A 17,843-nucleotide genomic window follows, 5' to 3' on the forward strand; every position below is an offset into this window, starting at 1 on the left:
TCAGGGGGATTCAGCACTCGATCCTATGCGGAAAGCAGGAGATCGTGTTGAGGTTCGCGGTGCGTCGGCCCGGCAACCCTGGGCCCTTCCCGCGCAGCAACCGCCCGCCCGGCGGCCGTCTCGATGTTGATGGCAGCGTTCACATCCGCGTGGCAGGCGAAGCCGCAGGCGGTGCACACGAAGACCGATTGGCTCTCTCGGTTCTTGGTATCCACGTGCCCGCACGCGCTGCAGCGCTGCGAGGTATACGCCGGATCGACGGGGATCACGCGGCCCTGGGCCTTGTGCTCCAGCCTTCGTGCCAATTGCCCCCACCCGGAGGCGAGGATGGCTTTGTTCAGACCGGCCTTCGCCCGTACCCCCCGGCCGGGCGCCTCGATGGTGCCCTTCGCCGAGGCGGTCATGTTCTTGACCCGCAGGTCTTCGATGCCGATGACATCGAACCCGGAAGCAAGGCGAGTGGTGGTCTTCTCCACCCAGTCCTTGCGCCGATCCGTCTCACGCGCCTTGAGCCTGGCAATGGCCGCTTTCAGGATGCGGCGCCGCCTCCCGCCGCGCTTGGCGCGGGCCAAGCGGCGCTGCAGCAGCGTCAAACGGCGGGCCTCAGTCCGACGCAGCCCGGGAACATTCAGCATGGCGCCGGTCGACAGTGCCGCCGACACGCTCACCCCGCGGTCCACCCCCACCACCGCACCGTTCCCGGGCACCTCGATCGAGGCAGGCACGGCGGCGAACGCCACATGCCATCGCCCGGCGGCATCCCGAGTGATGCGATACGACCTCGCCTCCGGCACAGCCCGGGACCAACGAAAACGTACCCAGCCAACTTTGGGGACCTTTACCTCGCCCGTAGCACGGTTGACCCGCCGAACGTCGTCGGGCCTGACAGCGATGACCCGAAACCCTTCGTGGCGTCCAGCCCTGCGCCACGTGGGACGGCGATGGGTGCCCGCGAAGAAGTTGGCCGTCGCCTGAGCGAAATCGCGCAGGGCCTGCTGCTGCACGGTCACCGAACCGGCCGCCAACCACAGGTTGTCCGCGCGGGCTTCCGTCAGCTGACGACACTGCACCGCAAAGTTCGGCGCCGGACCCCTACGGGGAGTCCACCACCCATGCTGCTCCACACACAAGTTCCACACGAACCGGGCGTGCCCGCAATGCAGCCGCAGACCAACCTCCTGCTCAAGCGTGGGGTAAAGCCGATAGCGAGACACGCGATCAACCTACGACACGGCACTGACAACGCCGCCCGCGTTGCCAACGCTGCGGCACCCCAAGGCGCCGTGTCCCATCCATCCGCTCCGCCCTGGAGACTGCACGTCCTGGAAGAAATCAGGTGAGTTGATCTCATGCGAACGTGGATACCAACGGCGCTAGCGGCCATCGTCCTTGGCCTGGCGGCGCCCACACAGGCGGAGCCGGCGCAGGCTTCGACGGCCGAGGGGTGCGATCCGATCGACCCGGCGGCGTGTCTGCTGCCGTTCCCCAATGACTGGTTCACCGAGCGGGATCGCTCGACCGACACCGGCCGTCGCGTCGCCTTCGCGGATACGGCGACGCCCGCCAACGCCGCGGGCAAGCACATCGACCCGGCGGAGTGGAACCGTAGCGACGGCTTCTCCCCCGGCTCCCCGATCCTGGCGCAGGTCCCGGGCCTGGACCTGAAGGAGACCGGCGCCGCCCCGCTCACCGACATCGGCGCCTCGCTGCGCCGCGACGCCCCGGTCGTCCTCCTCGACGCCGATACGGGCCGCCGGCACCCGTACTGGGCGGAACTCGACGCCAACGCCACCGACCGGGACCGGCAGGCGCTGATCATCCGCCCGGCGGAGAATCTGCGGGAGGGGCATCGTTACGTCGTGGCCCTGCGCGATCTGCGTACGCAGGACGGCGACCGGATCGCGGCCACCGACACGTACCGCAAGATCCTCGGCCGTACGCTCCCGAAGTCCGACCCGCTGGCCGCCCGCCAGGCCCAGCAGCGGCCGCTGCTGCGCGACCTCGCGCGGGCCGGGGTGCATCGCAAAGACCTCTATCTCGCCTGGGACTTCACCGTCGCGAGCGAGCGCAGCCTGACCGAGCGGATGCTGCACATCCGCGACGACTCCTTCGAGGAGCTGGGCGGCAAGGCGCCCGAGCACCTGGTCAGCGAGGTGAAGGAGAACGCGGCCGACGATCCGATCGCCCGCGAGGTCCGCGGCCTCTTCAACGTCCCGAGCTACCTCGACAAGCCGGGCGGCCCGACCGGCTCCCGCTTCCACTACGGGTCCGACGGCCTGCCGGCGCGGCTGCCGGGGAACACCCAGGTGGCGAGCTTCCAGTGCGAGATCCCGCGCTCAGCCCTGACGAAGCCCGCCCGCCCCGCGCTTTACGGGCACGGGCTGCTCGGCCGGGAAGGGGAGGTCGGCGCCGGGCATCTGAAGAAGCTGGCCGCCGAGCACAACACCGTCTTCTGCGCGACGAAATGGATCGGCATGTCCGACGAGGACATCCTGTCCGTCGCCGGCCAGCTGGGCGACCTGAGCGGCTTCGCCGCCACCCCGGACCGGCTGCAGCAGGGCGTCCTCAACACCCTGTGGCTGGGGCGGCTGCTCACCCATGAGGACGGGCTCCGTAGCGCCGACGCCTTCAAGGGCACCCTCGATCCCGGTGCCGAGCTCGGCTATTACGGGAACAGCCAGGGCGGCATCATGGGCGGCATCTTCACGGCGGTGTCGACGGACACGACGAAATCGGTGCTGGGCGTCCCGGCGATGAACTACTCCACGCTCCTCAACCGCAGCGTGGACTTCGACCCGTTCCAGGAGCTGCTCGACCAGGCGTATCCCGACAAGCTTGACCAGCAGCTCGGCTTCGCGCTGATGCAGATGCTGTGGGACCGCGGCGAGGCGAACGGCTACGCCGCGCACATGACCCGCGATCCGCTCCCCGGCACCCCGCGCCACCAGGTGCTGATGCACGTCGCGTACGGCGACCACCAGGTCTCGCCGACCGCGGCGGAGGTGGAGGCCCGTACGATCGGCGCGCGCATCCATACGCCGGCGGTGGCGCCGGGGCGTAACCCGGACAAGGTGCCGTACTGGGGGATCCGGCCGCTGCGGGAGCCGTCCGGCGGCTCGGGGATCGTGATCTGGGACAGCGGAGCGCCGTATCAGCCGCTGACGAACACGCCGCCGACGGAGGGCGAGGACCCGCACAGCGATCCGCGGAACTCGGCGGCGGCGCGGGCGCAGATCGCGGAATTCCTGGCGACGGGACGGATCGTGGACGTGTGCGGGGACGGCCCGTGCACGGCCGCCCCCGCGCCGTAGGAGCTCAGCGCTCAGCACTCAGCGCTCAGCGCCGGAAGGGGCCGCGCACCTCGAACGTGACGCCGTCCTTCCCGGTCTTGTCCCCGCTGGTGCCGCGCTGCGAGGAGAAGTACAGCCGGGTGCCGTCCGGGGAGAAGGCCGGGCCGGTGATCTCGGAGTCGCCGTGGCCGTCGAGGCGCATGACGGGGGCTACGGTGCCATCGGGGGTGATGATGTTGATCTCTTCATTGCCCCCGTCCTCGGCTACGTAGAGATCGCCGCCCGCGCGCCCCGTGATGTTGTCTACGGTGCCGAGCGAGGCGCCGCCGCCGTAGACGACGCCGAGGGTGTTGGCGGCGGCGTTGTACGCCCAGACGCGGTTGTCGCCCTTGGTGGTGAAGTAGCAGACGCCCGCCGCGTAATAGCAGCCCTCGCCGCCGTCGAAGTGCCGGGCGGCGTCGACCTGGTCGCGGGTCTGGGTGAGCGGCGCGTCCGGGTTCGGGACCTGGCGCCACTCCACCGCGCCGCCGGCCCCGTCGCACAGGACGTCGAGACGCCCCGCCGAGAGATCGCCCCAGGTGTTGGGCGTGAAGCGGTAGAAGCAGCCGTCCTCCTCGTCCTCCGTCAGATAGACGACCTTGCGGTCCGGGTCGCAGGCCGCCGCCTCGTGCTTGAAGCGGCCCATCGCCTTTCTCGACACCGCCGACTTGTTCCCGTACGGGTCGGTCTCGAAGACCCGGCCGCGGAAGATCTCCTCGCAGGACAGCCAGGTGTTCCAGGGGGTGGCGCCGCCCGCGCAGTTGAGGTTGGTGCCGCTGAGGATGCGGCGGGCGCCGGCGATGGAGCCGTCGGCGGCGAAGCGGAGGGCGGAGACGCCGCCGATCAGCGGGAGTTCGGAGTTGGAGACGTAGATCCAGCCGGCGCCGTCGGCGAAGCAGGCGCCGCCGTCCGGGGCGCCGTGCCAGATGATGCCGCCGACGGAGCGGGTCGAGCGGGCCACCACGCGGCTGGTGAAGCCGGCGGGCAGCGCGACGCCGTTGGCGTCCGGGGCCTGGAGCGGTCCGTACGGCCCGTCCCCCGCGGCCGCCGCGGTGTCCGCGGTCGCGGCGCCCTGCCACAGCGTGCCGGCGAAGGCGACGGCGCCGGTGCCGGCGGTGACGGCGCGGAGGAAGGATCGGCGTTCCATCTGGGTCTCCCTGGTCGGTGGGGGCGCGGTCGTCGCAACCATGCTCCTGACAAGAGGTGACGGGAATCGTGACGCGACACAAATTTCAGGCGGGGTTCTGAGGCGGCAGCCCCAGATTCTCTTCGTCGAACCCACGCGGAGCGTGACTCGCGCCACGCGCCGCCCGGCGGGACATAGCGTCAGTCAGACGATTAGACTGGGGCCGTGCCTCAACTTCGCCTCGCGCTGAATCAGATCGACTCGTCCGTCGGCGACATCGCCGGGAACTCGGAAGCCGTCGTCCGCCGGGCGCGGCATGCCGCGGAGTCCGGCGCCCATCTCGCGGCCTTCCCCGAGATGATGCTCACCGGCTATCCGGTGGAGGACCTCGCCCTGCGCTCCTCCTTCGTCGAGGCCAGCCGCGCCGCGCTCACCGCGCTGGCGCGGCGCCTCGCCGACGAGGGCCTCGGCGAGCTGGTGGTCGTCGTCGGCTACCTCGACCGCAGCTCCGAGCGGCACCGCTTCGGCCAGCCGGCCGGCTCCCCGCAGAACGCGGCCGCCGTGCTGCACCGGGGCGAGGTGGCGCTGACCTTCGCCAAGCACCACCTGCCGAATTACGGGGTCTTCGACGAGTTCCGCTACTTCGTGCCGGGGGACACCATGCCGGTGGTGCGGGTGCACGGCGTGGACGTGGCCCTCGCGATCTGCGAGGACCTCTGGCAGGACGGCGGCCGGGTCCCGGCGGCGCGCACGGCGGGCGCGGGCCTGCTGCTGTCCATCAACGCCTCCCCGTACGAGCTGAACAAGGACGACACCCGGCTCGACCTGGTGCGCAAGCGCGCACAGGAGGCGGGCTGCGCGACGGTGTATCTGGCGATGACGGGCGGCCAGGACGAGCTGGTCTTCGACGGCGACTCGATCGTGGTGGGCGCGGACGGCGAGCAGATCGCGCGGCTCGGGCAGTTCACCGAGGAGTGCGTGCTGCTCGATCTGGAGCTGCCGGCGGCGGCTTCCGAGCCCCCGTCCGGGGTGGCGGACGACGGGCTGCGGATCGATCACGTGACGCTGTCGGCGGAGCCGGTGGCGCCGTACGAGGCGGAATACCCCGGGGTGGTGGAGCCGCGCATCTCCGACGAGGAGGAGATGTGGAAGGCGCTGGTCACGGGCGTGCGCGCGTATGTCCGCAAGAACGGCTTCAAGACCGTCCTGATCGGCCTGTCGGGCGGCATCGACTCGGCGCTGGTCGCCGCGATCTGCTGCGACGCGATCGGCGCGGAGAACGTCTACGGCATCTCGATGCCGTCGGGGTATTCGTCCCAGCATTCACGCGATGACGCGGCTGACCTGGCCGAGCGGACGGGGCTGCACCTGCGTACGGTCCCGATCGCCCCGATGTTCGACGCGTACATGGGCTCGCTGGGCCTCACCGGGCTCGCCGAGGAGAACCTGCAGTCGCGGCTGCGCGGCACGATGCTGATGGCGGTGTCGAACCAGGAGGGCCAGATCGTGATGGCCCCGGGCAACAAGAGCGAGCTCGCGGTCGGCTACTCGACGCTCTACGGCGACTCGGTCGGCGCGTACGGCCCGATCAAGGACGTCTACAAGACGGCGGTCTTCCGCCTGGCGAAGTGGCGCAACGCGATCGCCGCGCAGCGCGGCGAGACCCCGCCCATCCCGGAGAACTCCATCACCAAGCCCCCGAGCGCCGAGCTCCGCCCGGACCAGGTGGACACGGACTCGCTGCCGGACTATGACGTCCTGGACCGGGTCCTGGAGCTCTACGTGGACCGCGACAAGGGCCGCGCCGAGATGCTGGCCCAGGGCTACGACGAGGACCTGGTCACGCGGGTGCTGCGCATGGTCGACACGGCGGAGTACAAGCGCCGCCAGTACCCGCCTGGCACCAAGATCTCCCCAAAGGGCTTCGGCAAGGACCGCCGCCTGCCGATCACGAACCGGTGGCGGGAAGGCACCTGACGCCGCGGGTCAGCCTTCGAATGCGAAGGGGTCGAGACAGGGAACTCCGGTACGCCCGACGTCTTTGACGTTACGGGTCACCAAGGTGAGGCCGTGCACCGCGGCTGTGGCGGCAAGCAAGCCGTCGACGACCGGCAGCGGGTCCGGGGAGCTGAACCGCCCCCATCGCTCCGCCACGTCCGCGGTGACAGGCAGCAGCCTGTCGGCGTAGCCGCGCCGCAGCTCCTCCAGCCAGGATTCGAGCCGGGCGGCCTGCCGCTCGTCGCGGCGACGCACGTTCTCGATGCCTTTACGGATCTCGCCCACCACCAGCGTGCTGGTGAAGAGGCTTCCGCCCGGCGTGGACCGGACCCAGGCGACGACCCGGGAATCAGGCTTTCGCCTGCGCAGCTCGGAGAAGACGTTCGTATCGACGAGGAACGCCACTACTCCTCCCCGAAGTCCACGGCCCGCGGCAGATCCCGCGCCGCCACGACGCCGTCGAGCTCCTCGGCGAGCTCGTCGGAGTCCGGCCCGGAGAGCAAGAACTCCTTGAAGTCGATCTCCTGGCCGTGCAGCCGCCGGTAATCCCTTATATCGAGCACCACGGCCACCTCCTCCCCGTGCCGGGTCACAAACTGAGGGCCATCGGCACCGGCATGCCGAAGCACCTCGCTGAACTTCTGCTTCGCTTCCTGCACCTGCCAGCGCATCCCGCCACCTCCAGTCTAGACAGACTAGACATAACTGTACCGCAGCCCCCTCCTTCCCCCGCGGGAATGCGCGTGTCAGCATGGAGACAGATCCGGGGACGCCGTAAGGGCGCCTCGAGACGACTGATACGAGGAGCGTTGCGATGACGCACGTTTCGCCTGCGCCCGCGCAGGAGACCGCGAAGTCTGCCGACGGCAGCAAGGCGCTGTACGGCGGCACCCAGTCCCGGCGGATCACCGTCCGCGACATCGCCCGTGCCAAGGAGCGCGGCGAGAAGTGGCCCATGCTGACCGCGTACGACTCGATGACGGCGTCGGTCTTCGACGAGGCGGGCATCCCGGTGATGCTCGTCGGTGACTCGATGGGCAATGTCCACCTCGGCTACGAGTCCACCGTCCCCGTGACGATGGACGAGATCACCATGCTGTCCGCCGCCGTCGTCCGCGGGACCAAGCGGGCGCTGATTGTCGGCGACCTGCCCTTCGGCTCGTACCAGGAAGGCCCGGTCCAGGCGCTGCGCAACGCCACCCGCCTCGTCAAGGACGCCGGCGTCGGCGCCGTGAAGCTGGAGGGCGGCGAGCGCTCGGCGCACCAGGTCGAGCTGCTGGTGCAGTCCGGCATCCCGGTGATGGCCCACATCGGCTACACCCCGCAGTCGGTGCAGGCCTTCGGCGGCCACATCGTCCAGGGCCGCGGCGAGGAGGCGGCGCAGCAGCTGCTGCGCGACGCGAAGGCGGTGCAGGACGCGGGCGCCTTCGCCGTCGTGCTGGAGCTGGTCCCGGCGGAGCTCGCGGCAGAGGTCACCCGCTCGCTGCACGTCCCCACCATCGGCATCGGCGCGGGCCCGGACTGCGACGCGCAGGTCCTGGTCTGGACGGACATGGCGGGGATGACGGACTGGGGCGGCCGCCCCCCGAAGTTCCTCAAGCAGTACGCGAACCTGCGCCAGACCCTCGGCGACGCCGCTAAGGCCTTCGCATCCGACGTGGTCGGCGGGGCGTACCCCACCGAGGAGCACAGCTTCCACTGAGCACCGTGCGGTGGGCGGAGGGCTCCGGCGCCGGGGCCCCCGCCCGCCGGCGGGCGCTAGTGTCGGCCCATGCCCAGTCCTGGAGACGTGCCGCCGGAGATCCTGAACCGGCTGCGGCCGGTCTGCGGGCAGCTGCCCGAGTCGTACGAGGAACCGGCCTGGATCGGCGTGCGCTGGCGGATCCGTAAGCGGACGTTCGCCCATGTCTACACGCCGGACGCGGATCGCTATCCGGTCTACGCCCCGTATGCAGAAGCAGGTCAGCCGCCGGTGGTGATGACCTTCCGGGTGCCCGCCGACGATCTGCTCGGCCTGACCGCCGCCGGGTTCCCGTTCTTCCGTGCCGACTGGGGCTACAACGTCGTCGCCGCCGTTCTCGGTGACCACATCGACTGGACCGAGCTCACCGAACTGATCACCGACAGCTACTGCGAGATGGCCCCGAAGTTCCTCGCCGCCCGGGTCGCCCACCCGTAAATTACCGAGGCTTTACGAAACGGCACCGTCTCGTATCGAAATCCGCGCTAGCGTGGCTCGCATGGCCACTGCCGAAGCCGCCCCCCGGATACCGGAAGCCGTCCACCGCAAGCGCTGGGCGATCCTCACCGTCCTGATCTTCAGCCTCCTGGTCGTCGTCCTCGACAACTCGATCCTCAACGTCGCGATGAAGACCATCGCGACCCCCGCCCCCACCGGCCTCGGCGCCTCGCAGAGCGAGCTCGAGTGGGCGATCAACTCGTACACCCTGGTCTTCGCCGGGCTGCTCTTCACCGCAGGCCTCCTCGGGGACCGCTACGGGCGCAAGAAGTCCCTGCTCGCCGGCATGCTCGTCTTCGGACTGGCGTCGCTGGCCTGCGCCTACTCCGCGTCCTCCGGCGAACTCATCGCCTGGCGCGCCGTGATGGGCCTCGGCGGCGCCTTCGTCATGCCCGCCACGCTGGCGATCATCATGAACGTCTTCGAGCGCGACGAGCAGCCCAAGGCCATCGGCATCTGGGCGGGCGCGGTCGGCCTCGCCATCGCGATCGGCCCGATCACCGGCGGCGTGCTGCTGGAACACTTCTGGTGGGGCTCGGTCTTCCTGGTCAACGTCCCGATCATCGCCGCCGCGCTGGTCGCCATGGTGATCCTGGTCCCCGACTCCAGGGACCCCTCCCCCGGCCGCCTCGACCCCGTCGGCGTGCTGCTCTCCATCGCCGGACTCGTCCTCCTCGTGTACGGCGTGATCAAGGGCGGCCAGCTGGCCGACTTCGCCGCGACCGAGGTGTGGACGACGATGTTCGGCGGCGCGGCGCTGCTCGCGCTCTTCGTGGCGTACGAGCGCCGCAGCGACCATCCGGCGCTGGACATGGGCTACTTCAAGAACCCGCGCTTCTCCGCCGCCGTCGGCACCATCGGCCTGGTCTTCTTCGGGCTGATGGGCGTGACGTTCTTCATGGTCTTCTACACCCAGAGCCTGCGCGGCTACAGCGCCCTGGAGTCCGGCCTGCTGATGCTCCCGCTCGCCGTCGCGCAGATGATCTTCGCGCCGCGGGCCCGGCTGATGGTGGACCGCTTCGGGGCGAAGGCGGTGTGCACCGTCAGCCTGCTGGTGATCGCCGCCAGCTTCGCCGGGTTCCTGGGACTGGACGCCGACACGCCAATCTGGGTGCTGGAGGTGCTGTTCTTCTTCATGGGTGCGGCGATGGCGCATGTCATGCCGCCCGTCACCGTGGTCATCATGCAGTCGCTGCCGCGCGAGAAGGCCGGCTCGGGCTCCGCCGTGAACAACACCTTCCGGCAGGTCGGCGGCGCGCTCGGGGTCGCCGTCCTGGGCTCGCTGATGTCCACCGTCTACCGCGACGGCGTACGCGACGAGCTCGCCCGCACCTCGCTGCCCGCGGACGTGCAGCACACCGCGGGCGAATCCATCGAGGCCACCAGGGGCGCCGCCGAGCGCCTCGGCGAGTCCGGCAAGGCCATCGTGGGCCCGGCGAACGACGCCTTCGTCGACGCCATGCACATCACGTCGATCGCGGGCGGCGCCGTGGTGCTGCTCGCCGCGATCGTCACGGCCATCTGGCTGCCCGGCAAGCCGGCGCCGGCGGACGGGGCCGGCGGCCAGGAAGACACCGCGAAGCGGGAGAATGCTCCCGCGCGGCCGTAAGCGCGCAATCCGTACCTGTACGGGGTCCGGGGCGGAGCCCCGGAAATCCTTTCCGCGCCGGACCCCAGCGGAGCTGAAAGGCGGCACCGTGAGCCTCAAGGACCGGCACGAGGCGTTCCACGAGAAGCACCCTCGTGCGCCCAGCCGCCGCGGGCGGCCGCGCAGCGAGGCCGCCGAGCGGGCCATCGTCGAGGGCGTGCTGCACCTGCTGGAGGAGGGCGCCGCCATCGGCGACCTGACCATCGAGCGGATCGCCCGTACGGCCGGAGTGGGCAAGGCCACGATCTACCGGCGGTGGGCGGGCCGGGACGAGCTGCTGGTGGACGTGCTCGCCTCGCTGGAGCCGCCGCTGGCCGAGCCGGAGGGCGAGACCGTACGGGACGTGCTGGTCGCCTGCCTGGAGACGATCCGGCAGCGGGCGCTCACCAAGCGCTCCTCCGCGGTGCTGCGGATGGCGCTGACGCAGGCGCAGCAGCATCCGCAGTTGGCGAAGAAGTACCACGACACCGTGGTCGGGCCGCGGCGGGCGCTGCTGCGGCAGGTGATCGAGCGCGGCGTGGCGGCCGGGGAGATCCGCGCCGATCTGGAGGTCGAGCTGCTGATGGAGCTGTTCGCCGGGCCGATGCTCAGCCGGGCCGTGCTGCACGACTGGGCACCCCTCGACGAGGACCTCTCGGCGCAGATCGTCGACGCCGTTCTCGAAGGAGTGCGACCCCGGGCGCGGTGAATTGTCCGAGTTTCGCTACCGTGGGCGTTCAGTAACAACCCGGAACGGAACACTCCGAAGTCGGAACCCCTCAGCGGGCGCCGTTCGTCTGGACTCTTCGTACGGGCAGGACCGAACGGTGAGCGAGGACGTCGGATGGCGCAGGTGGAAACGGCTGAGTCCGGACAGGGCGGGGCGAGCCACCGGGGCCCGGGCTCCGGGACCTGGCGCGCGGGCGTGAGCCGGGCGATCCGGATCGGCTCGCAGCCCGGGCCGTGGAAGCGCGGCCTGGTGCTGGCGGCGCTGGCGCTGCTGCTGGGCCTTTTCATGCTGCTGCACGCGAAGATCCCGAACCGGATCGGGAACCTGGGCAGCCTGGTGGAGACCTTCCTGCCGTGGTTCGGCCTGTTCATCCCGGTGCTGCTGGCCGGGGCGATCTGGCGCCGCTCCGCCTCCGCGGTGGCCGCGCTGCTGCTGCCGGTGATGGTGTGGCTGAACCTCTTCGGCGGCCAGCTGAGCGACAAGTCAAGCCCGGGCAGCGACCTCACCGTGGCCAGCCACAACGTGAACGCCGAGAACCCCGACCCGGCCGGCACCGCCCGCGACCTGGCCGCCTCCGGCGCCGACGTGGTGGCCCTGCAGGAGCTGACCCCCGAGGGCCGGGGCACGTACGAGAAGGGGCTGGCGAAGACGTACCCGTACCACACGGTGCAGGGCACGGTCGGGCTGTGGAGCAAGCTGCCGCTGTCCGACACGCGGCCGGTCGACATCAAGCTCGGCTGGACCCGGGCGCTGCGCACCACGGTGGCGACGGACCAGGGGCCGATGGCCGTGTACGTGGCGCACCTGCCGTCCGTGCGGGTGAAATTCAACGCCGGCTTCACCGCGGGCCAGCGAGACGCCAGCGCGCACGCGCTCGGCAACGCCATCGCCCGGGAGCCGGTCGAGCGGGTGGTCCTCCTCGGCGACCTGAACGGCACCATGAACGACCGCGCGCTCGCCGACATCACCTCGCAGATGCGCTCGACGCAGGGCGCGGCCGGGGACGGCTTCGGCTTCAGCTGGCCGGCGTCCTTCCCGATGGCGCGGATCGACCAGATCCTGGTCAAGGGCGTGGAGCCGAAGAGCTCGTCGGTGCTGCCGGCCACCGGCAGCGACCACCGGCCGGTGGCCGCCGGAATCTCCTGGTGATCATCGGGAATACGCAGCTCAGGGGTTATTGTTCCGCTTAGGAACTTACATCTGATCACGTCTGAAAAGGTTCCTGCCCCATGCCCCTGGCGCTCCTCGCGCTGGCGATAGCCGCCTTCGGTATCGGCACCACCGAGTTCGTGATGATGGGCCTGCTGCCCAACGTCGCCGACGACCTCGGCACGTCGGTACCCACCGCCGGCCACCTCGTCTCCGCGTATGCCATCGGCGTCGTCGTCGGCGCCCCGCTGCTCACCGCACTCGGCACCCGGGTGCCGCGCAAGCGGATGCTGCTGGCCCTCATGGGCCTCTTCACGCTCGGCAACCTCGCCTCCGCCCTGGCTCCCGGCTACGAGACGCTGCTGGCCGGCCGGTTCCTCGCGGGGCTGCCGCACGGCGCCTTCTTCGGCCTCGGCGCGGTCGTCGCCACCCGGCTCGTCGCCCCCGAGCGGCGTGCGCGGGCGGTGGCGTCGATGTTCCTCGGCCTGACCGTGGCCACGATCGTCGGCGTGCCGCTGGGCACGCTGCTGGGCCAGCACCTCGGCTGGCGGTCCACCTTCCTGGTGGTCACCGCGATCGGCCTGATCGCCATGGCCGCGCTCGCCCGGCTTATCCCGCAGCTGAGCGAGGAGAGCCGCCCGCGGCTGCGCCAGGAGGTGCGCGAGCTGCGCCGACCGCAGGTGCTGCTCGCGATGGCCACGACGATCGTCGGCATGGCGAGCATCTTCGCCGTGTACACGTACCTCTCGTCGATGATGACCAAGGTCACCGGCTTCTCGGACTCGGCGATGACGCTGGTCCTGGCCCTCTTCGGCGTCGGCATGACCCTGGGCGCGCTGATCGGCGGCCCGCTCGCCGACCGGGCCCTGCGACCGACGCTCTACGGAGCGCTGACCGGGCTCACCGCGATGCTGGGCCTCTTCCACTTCACCGCCGAGCACAAGGCGACCGCCCTGGCCTCGGTGGTCCTCATCGGCATGGCGGGCTTCCTGGCCTGCACCCCGCTGCAGGTCCTGGTGATGGAGAAGGCGAGCGCCGCCCCGACCCTGGCCGCCTCCTCGACCCAGTCCGCCTTCAACATCGCCAACGCCTTCGGCGCGTGGGCGGCCGGCGCGGCCGTCTCGGCGGGCTGGGGCTGGACGGCTCCGGCGACGGTGGCGGCCGTCCTCGCCGGCGGCGGCCTGGTGATCGCGGTGGCCGCGGGCCTGCTGGACCGCGCCCGCCCCGACCGGTCGGAATCCCGCGTCGTGGCCACCGGCGAGCGAGCCGTCCTGGAGGACGTACACACGTCCTGACCTGCACTGTCGGCGGCCTGTCGACCGCTGTCGGTCGCTTGTCGGTGAGCTGTCGGTGCGGCCTGGCAGCTTGGTGGTCATGACGCGAACGAATCACTACCCCGACAAGCCCGCCGGCGGCGGGAACGCCGTCGAAGTGCGCGGTCTTGTCAAGCACTACGGCGAGACCAAGGCACTCGACGGCGTCGACCTCGACGTAAAGGAAGGCACCGTCCTCGGTGTCCTCGGGCCGAACGGCGCCGGCAAGACCACCCTGGTCCGCTGCCTGTCCACGCTGCTCGTCCCGGACGCCGGCTCGGCCTTCGTCGCCGGATACGACGTGGTGAAGCAGCCGCGGGCGATCCGCCGCACCATCGGCCTCACCGGCCAGTACGCCTCGGTCGACGAGAAGCTCTCCGGCTTCGAGAACCTGTACATGATCGGGCGCCTGCTCGACCTCTCCCGCAAGGACGCCCGCCGCCGCGCGGACGAGCTGCTGGAGCGCTTCTCCCTCACCGAGGCCGCCAAGAAAGCCGCCATGGAGTACTCCGGCGGCATGCGCCGCCGCCTGGACCTAGCCGCGTCCATGATCGGCCACCCGGCGGTGCTGTACCTGGACGAGCCGACGACCGGCCTCGACCCCAGGACCCGTAACGAGGTCTGGGACGAGGTCCAGCGCATGGTCCGCGAGGAGCGGGTCACGGTGCTGCTCACCACCCAGTACATGGAGGAGGCCGAGCAGCTCGCCGGCGAGCTCACCGTCATCGACCGCGGCCGGGTCGTCGCGGGCGGCAAGGTCGACGAGCTGAAGGCGAAGGTCGGCGGCCGCACGCTGCAGATCCGCCCGGTGGCCACCGCCGACCTGCACCCGATGGCCGGCGCCATCGCCGAGGCCGGCCTGGACGGCGTTTCCGGCGCCCGGGTCGACGAGGCGACGGGCCGGGTCCTGGTGCCGATCCTCAGCGACGAGCAGCTCTCCGGCGTCGTCTCGGTGCTCGGCGCCCGCGGCTTCACCATCGCCGGCATCGATACGAAGCTGCCCAGCCTCGACGAGGTGTTCCTGGCCATCACCGGCCAGAAGATGTCCGACTCCGTACCGGAGCAGGCCGACGAGAAGAAGCTCGAGGAGGTGGCCGCATGACCACGGCAACTCTGAACCCCGCCGTCGCAGGCGACGCCGAAGCCCGCCTCGGCCTGCGCGCCAACGTGCGCCACATCGGCGCCCTCGCCCGCCGGAACCTTCTGCAGATCAAGAAGGACCCGGAGTCGATGTTCGACGCGCTGCTGATGCCGATCATCTTCACGCTGCTGTTCACGTTCGTCTTCGGCGGCGCGATGTTCGGCAAGGGCAATCAGCAGGAGTACGTCAACTACCTGATCCCGGGCCTGATGGCCATGATGGGCATGAACATCGCCATGGCCGTCGGCACGGGCGTGAACGAGGACTTCAAGAAGGGCGTGATGGACCGCTTCCGGTCCATGCCCATCTCCCGGTCCTCCGTACTGATCGGCAAGATCGTGGTGGAGATCGGCCGCATGATGGTGGCCGTCGCGATCCTGCTCACCATGGGCTTCATCCTCGGCTTCGAGGTGAAGACCTCCGTGCCGGAGCTGCTGGCCGCGATCGGCCTGGCACTCGTCTTCGGCGCAGCCCTGATGTGGATCTTCATACTGCTCGGCCTGTCGCTCAACTCGCCCCAGGCCGTGCAGGGAATGGCGATGCTCGTGCTGATGCCGCTGCAGTTCGGAAGCTCCATCTTCGCGCCCACCAGCTCGATGCCGGGCTGGCTCGAGGGCTTCACGAAGTACAACCCGCTGTCCAACCTGGCCGACGCCGCCCGGCTGCTCACGCAGGGCGATATGCCGAGCAATCTGGTCCAGCACTCGCTGGGCACCTCGGTGCTGTGGACGCTGCTCTGGGCCTTCGCCATCACGGCGGTGACCGCGCCGCTGGCGATCCGGAAGTTCCGCAGCAAGACCTGATCCGAGCGGCCTCCCAGAGACGTTCGCGTCGAACGGTCGAAGGCGGTCTCTCCCGCGCTACCGGGAGAGACCGCCTTCCGGCGTTCTCGGGCGTTCACAGGGCCAATGCGGTGATCTTATTAACTGCATACGGGTAGCGCCGCCGCGCCGCCGTGGGACGTGGGCGTTCCGGTCGGAATGTATGACTACGCCATTCCGTGCCCAGAAGGAGCGCCCCACGATGGACCGCATGCGCCGGCTGCCCCTCGTCGCCGGCCTCGCCGCCCCCCTGCTGATCTGGGGCTGCCTCGGCCCCACCGCCGCCGCCGTCCCCGCCGACCGCCCCGCGCAGGTCGAACCGCCGGCGCCCGAGGAGGACTACGGCACCGGCGACGGCTCGTACGGCGAAGGCTCGTACAACGACGGCTCGTACAACGAGGGCTACGTGCCCGAGGATCCGGCCACTGGGCCGGGTCCCGCGGCCCCTACTGACGGCAAGAACCCGGGCCAGGCCCCGGGCAATGTGACGGTCCCGGACTTCGGCACCTTCACCCCGCCGCCGCAGGGCGACTCGGACGACACGCCGGCGCTGGCCGCGGCGTCGCTGGCGGCGATGTCGCTGGGCGGGGCTGCGTTCATCCTGCGGCGGGCGCGGAGGACGACGGAGGAGTAGGGCGTCGCGGGAGTGGGGCGTCGCGGGATTAGGGCGTCGCAGGATTAGGGCGTCGCGGGATTAGGGCGTCGCGGGAGTGGGGTCTGATCAGACCAGCCGGATCGCCTGCTCCAGGGTGAGCTCGCGCCCCTCCTCGTACGCCCGTTGGTAGGCCGCCTCCCCCGCGCTCCCCGCCGGGAAGGCGGCCCGCACGGCCGCCCCCGCCCGTTCGCGGTTCTCGCGTTCCACGCCGAGTGCGTGGGACGGCTCCTGGCTCAGGGCGTCGTAGGCGCCGAGGAGCCGGGCGCCGTCCGCCGCGCGGTCGAGGCCCGCGAGGGCCCAGCCGGCGACGACGAACTGGGTGACCGTGATGTTCGGGGCGACCAGCTGTGCCATGGGGTCGTTGTGGGTGCCCGTCACCGCGCGGCGGATCCGCGGCAGCGCCTCGGCGTTCCGGCCGTCGATGACGTCGACCCAGCCGAGGAAGCCCTGCACCAGCGCCTTGAAGAGCTCCGGACCGCCGCCGCTCGCGAAGCCCTCCTCCAGCTGGTGGAAGTGCTCCAGCGCCTCGTCCGTACGGCCGGTGCGGGCGCAGAAGACGGCGAGCTGCATGCGGGTGAAGTGGCGGGCCTCCGTCGCCGCGCGGTCGGCGTCGGCGAGCGCGTCGCGCAGCAGCCGTTCACCTTCCTCGGCGCGGCCCATCTCGATGAGCGCGCCGCCGAGGCGGGCGGCGATCATCGGGATCTGCGCGTGTGCGCCGAGGGCCTCGGTGTACGCGATGGCCTGCTCGTAGTCCCGCGCCGCGGCCTCGTGTTCGCCGTACCGCTCCCGGGCCTCGCCGCGGGTGGCCAGGGACTCGGCCATGCCCCAGCCGTCGCCGAGGCGCTCGAAGATCTCCAGGCTCTCGGCGGCGTCCGCGGCGGACGGCTCCAGGCCGCCGGGCTGGTCGTTGAGCACCTTGGCGCGCAGCTGCAGCGCGAAGGCCAGCTCCCACTCGCGGCCGAGCTCGCGGCAGGTGCGGACGGCCGTATCGAAGATCTCGAACATGCTCGTGAACTGGCCGGTGATGATCCCGGCGTAGAACCACATGAAGCCCGGCAGTCGGCAGGTCTGCGGCAGACCGGGGTGGTACGCGGCCACGACGCCGCGGAGTTCGGCCTGGGTGGCGGGGTCGGACAGCGCGCGCATGTCGCCCTCCGCCGTGCTGAGCGCGATCAGCCGCACGCCGCGGCGGGCCTCCTGGAGCAGCTCGTCCGGGTACGGCGGCGGCACGTCGACGCAGCCCTCGTAGACGGGCGGGGCCGGGTCAGGGGTGGGCACGAAGGGGTTCGGGCCGAGTCCGGCGGCGGCGAGCGACCAGGCGCGGGCCTCGGGGCGGAGGTCGAGCAACGTCCAGAACCACATCAGGGAGTGGACGAGGCTGAGTGCCTCGTGCTCGTCGCGGGTGGCGATAGCGCGGCGCAGGGCGACGCGGAGGTTGTCGTGCTCGAGCTGCAGGCGGTCGAGGGCTGCGCGCTGGGCGCTGCCGCGGAGTTGCGGGTCGGCGGCGCGGGCGAGTTCGCGGTAGTGGGTGAGGTGGCGGGCGGCTGCGGCGTCGGCGGCGTCGGGGGCTGCGCAGAGGCGTTCCTGGGCGTATTCGCGGACGGTTTCCAGGAGGCGGTAGCGCATCTCGCCGGCGGGGGTGGGGGCGGCGGTGACCAGGGATTTGTCGACTAGGGAGCCGAGAGTGTTGAGGACGTCCGTGGGGGCTACGGAGG

16 protein-coding genes are annotated in these 17,843 nt (G+C 70.8%); 11 read left to right on the forward strand and 5 right to left on the reverse strand.

Annotated elements, in window-relative coordinates; all coding sequences use genetic code 11:
* Nucleotides 1-23: 23 nt before the first annotated feature.
* Nucleotides 24-1,214, reverse strand: coding sequence for an RNA-guided endonuclease TnpB family protein (locus G5C51_RS19890; protein ID WP_165239256.1), 1,191 nt, complete (start codon nt 1,212-1,214; stop codon nt 24-26).
* A 135-nt stretch (nt 1,215-1,349) separates the two neighbouring features.
* Here G5C51_RS19890 and G5C51_RS19895 point away from each other — a divergent pair, with 135 nt between their 5' ends.
* Nucleotides 1,350-3,311 (forward strand): hypothetical protein, encoded by a 1,962-nt coding sequence (locus G5C51_RS19895; RefSeq protein WP_165239258.1) that lies wholly within the window; start codon nt 1,350-1,352, stop codon nt 3,309-3,311.
* 25 nt (nt 3,312-3,336) lie between these two features.
* Here G5C51_RS19895 and G5C51_RS19900 read toward each other — a convergent pair whose 3' ends face one another.
* A complete protein-coding gene (locus G5C51_RS19900) occupies nt 3,337-4,476 on the reverse strand; it encodes an alkaline phosphatase PhoX (RefSeq protein WP_165239260.1) in 1,140 nt (379 codons plus the stop codon).
* Nucleotides 4,477-4,680: 204 nt separating this feature from the next.
* Here G5C51_RS19900 and G5C51_RS19905 point away from each other — a divergent pair, with 204 nt between their 5' ends.
* Nucleotides 4,681-6,432, forward strand: a complete 1,752-nt coding sequence (locus G5C51_RS19905) for an NAD+ synthase (protein ID WP_165239262.1) — start codon at nt 4,681-4,683, stop codon at nt 6,430-6,432.
* A 9-nt stretch (nt 6,433-6,441) separates the two neighbouring features.
* On the opposite strand, the gene G5C51_RS19910 is transcribed toward G5C51_RS19905, so the two are convergent.
* Together G5C51_RS19910 and G5C51_RS19915 are read right to left on the reverse strand one after the other, a co-directional pair.
* Complete coding sequence (locus tag G5C51_RS19910; protein WP_165239264.1) at nt 6,442-6,858, reverse strand: PIN domain-containing protein; 417 nt, start codon at nt 6,856-6,858, stop codon at nt 6,442-6,444.
* Nucleotides 6,858-7,124 carry a type II toxin-antitoxin system Phd/YefM family antitoxin gene (locus G5C51_RS19915; RefSeq protein ID WP_206314075.1) on the reverse strand — a complete coding sequence of 89 codons (267 nt, stop codon included), beginning with the start codon at nt 7,122-7,124 and terminating at the stop codon, nt 6,858-6,860. Before G5C51_RS19915 ends, G5C51_RS19910 begins: the two co-directional genes overlap by 1 nt.
* A 143-nt stretch (nt 7,125-7,267) precedes the next feature.
* On the opposite strand from G5C51_RS19915, the gene panB reads away from it, so the two are divergent.
* From panB to G5C51_RS19960, 9 genes are all read left to right on the forward strand, one after another.
* Complete coding sequence (gene panB / locus G5C51_RS19920; RefSeq protein ID WP_165239266.1) at nt 7,268-8,155, forward strand: 3-methyl-2-oxobutanoate hydroxymethyltransferase; 888 nt, start codon at nt 7,268-7,270, stop codon at nt 8,153-8,155.
* Nucleotides 8,156-8,224: 69 nt separating this feature from the next.
* On the forward strand, nt 8,225-8,632 hold the full coding sequence (locus G5C51_RS19925) for an MmcQ/YjbR family DNA-binding protein (RefSeq protein ID WP_165239268.1): 408 nt from the start codon (nt 8,225-8,227) through the stop codon (nt 8,630-8,632).
* A gap of 61 nt (nt 8,633-8,693) precedes the next feature.
* Nucleotides 8,694-10,301 (forward strand): MFS transporter, encoded by a 1,608-nt coding sequence (locus tag G5C51_RS19930; protein ID WP_165239270.1) that lies wholly within the window; start codon nt 8,694-8,696, stop codon nt 10,299-10,301.
* A gap of 88 nt (nt 10,302-10,389) precedes the next feature.
* Nucleotides 10,390-11,028: a TetR/AcrR family transcriptional regulator gene (locus tag G5C51_RS19935; protein WP_338118227.1), complete on the forward strand. Its 639-nt coding sequence runs from the start codon at nt 10,390-10,392 to the stop codon at nt 11,026-11,028.
* Between the two features lie 135 nt (nt 11,029-11,163).
* The gene (locus G5C51_RS19940; RefSeq protein ID WP_165239274.1) at nt 11,164-12,198 is read left to right on the forward strand and encodes an endonuclease/exonuclease/phosphatase family protein; all 1,035 of its coding nucleotides are present in this window, start codon (nt 11,164-11,166) and stop codon (nt 12,196-12,198) included.
* 80 nt (nt 12,199-12,278) lie between these two features.
* Nucleotides 12,279-13,493 carry an MFS transporter gene (locus G5C51_RS19945; protein WP_165239276.1) on the forward strand — a complete coding sequence of 405 codons (1,215 nt, stop codon included), beginning with the start codon at nt 12,279-12,281 and terminating at the stop codon, nt 13,491-13,493.
* Nucleotides 13,494-13,572: 79 nt separating this feature from the next.
* Nucleotides 13,573-14,613: an ATP-binding cassette domain-containing protein gene (locus G5C51_RS19950; RefSeq protein WP_165239278.1), complete on the forward strand. Its 1,041-nt coding sequence runs from the start codon at nt 13,573-13,575 to the stop codon at nt 14,611-14,613.
* A complete protein-coding gene (locus G5C51_RS19955) occupies nt 14,610-15,455 on the forward strand; it encodes an ABC transporter permease (protein WP_165239280.1) in 846 nt (281 codons plus the stop codon). The genes G5C51_RS19950 and G5C51_RS19955 overlap by 4 nt, the downstream gene beginning before the upstream one ends.
* 220 nt (nt 15,456-15,675) lie before the next feature.
* A complete protein-coding gene (locus tag G5C51_RS19960; RefSeq protein ID WP_165239282.1) occupies nt 15,676-16,107 on the forward strand; it encodes a hypothetical protein in 432 nt (143 codons plus the stop codon).
* An 87-nt stretch (nt 16,108-16,194) separates the two neighbouring features.
* Here the strand turns inward: G5C51_RS19960 and G5C51_RS19965 are convergent.
* A partial coding sequence (locus G5C51_RS19965; protein ID WP_476715135.1) for a winged helix-turn-helix domain-containing protein occupies nt 16,195-17,843 on the reverse strand: 1,649 nt, incomplete at its 5' end.

Origin of the sequence: Streptomyces coryli, assembly GCF_011044975.1 — a bacterium.
GTDB lineage: Bacteria > Actinomycetota > Actinomycetes > Streptomycetales > Streptomycetaceae > Streptomyces > Streptomyces coryli.

What these genes read in the sequence shown, in the direction of transcription:
- G5C51_RS19900 (WP_165239260.1), bottom strand. Translation starts at nt 4,476, where the DNA reads ATGGAACGCCGATCCTTCCTCCGCGCCGTCACCGCCGGCACCGGCGCC.
- G5C51_RS19930 (WP_165239270.1), top strand. Translation starts at nt 8,694, where the DNA reads ATGGCCACTGCCGAAGCCGCCCCCCGGATACCGGAAGCCGTCCACCGC.
- G5C51_RS19955 (WP_165239280.1), top strand. Translation starts at nt 14,610, where the DNA reads ATGACCACGGCAACTCTGAACCCCGCCGTCGCAGGCGACGCCGAAGCC.
- G5C51_RS19960 (WP_165239282.1), top strand. Translation starts at nt 15,676, where the DNA reads ATGGACCGCATGCGCCGGCTGCCCCTCGTCGCCGGCCTCGCCGCCCCC.
- G5C51_RS19945 (WP_165239276.1), top strand. Translation starts at nt 12,279, where the DNA reads ATGCCCCTGGCGCTCCTCGCGCTGGCGATAGCCGCCTTCGGTATCGGC.
- G5C51_RS19915 (WP_206314075.1), bottom strand. Translation starts at nt 7,124, where the DNA reads ATGCGCTGGCAGGTGCAGGAAGCGAAGCAGAAGTTCAGCGAGGTGCTT.
- G5C51_RS19940 (WP_165239274.1), top strand. Translation starts at nt 11,164, where the DNA reads ATGGCGCAGGTGGAAACGGCTGAGTCCGGACAGGGCGGGGCGAGCCAC.
- panB (WP_165239266.1), top strand. Translation starts at nt 7,268, where the DNA reads ATGACGCACGTTTCGCCTGCGCCCGCGCAGGAGACCGCGAAGTCTGCC.
- G5C51_RS19895 (WP_165239258.1), top strand. Translation starts at nt 1,350, where the DNA reads ATGCGAACGTGGATACCAACGGCGCTAGCGGCCATCGTCCTTGGCCTG.
- G5C51_RS19925 (WP_165239268.1), top strand. Translation starts at nt 8,225, where the DNA reads ATGCCCAGTCCTGGAGACGTGCCGCCGGAGATCCTGAACCGGCTGCGG.
- G5C51_RS19950 (WP_165239278.1), top strand. Translation starts at nt 13,573, where the DNA reads ATGACGCGAACGAATCACTACCCCGACAAGCCCGCCGGCGGCGGGAAC.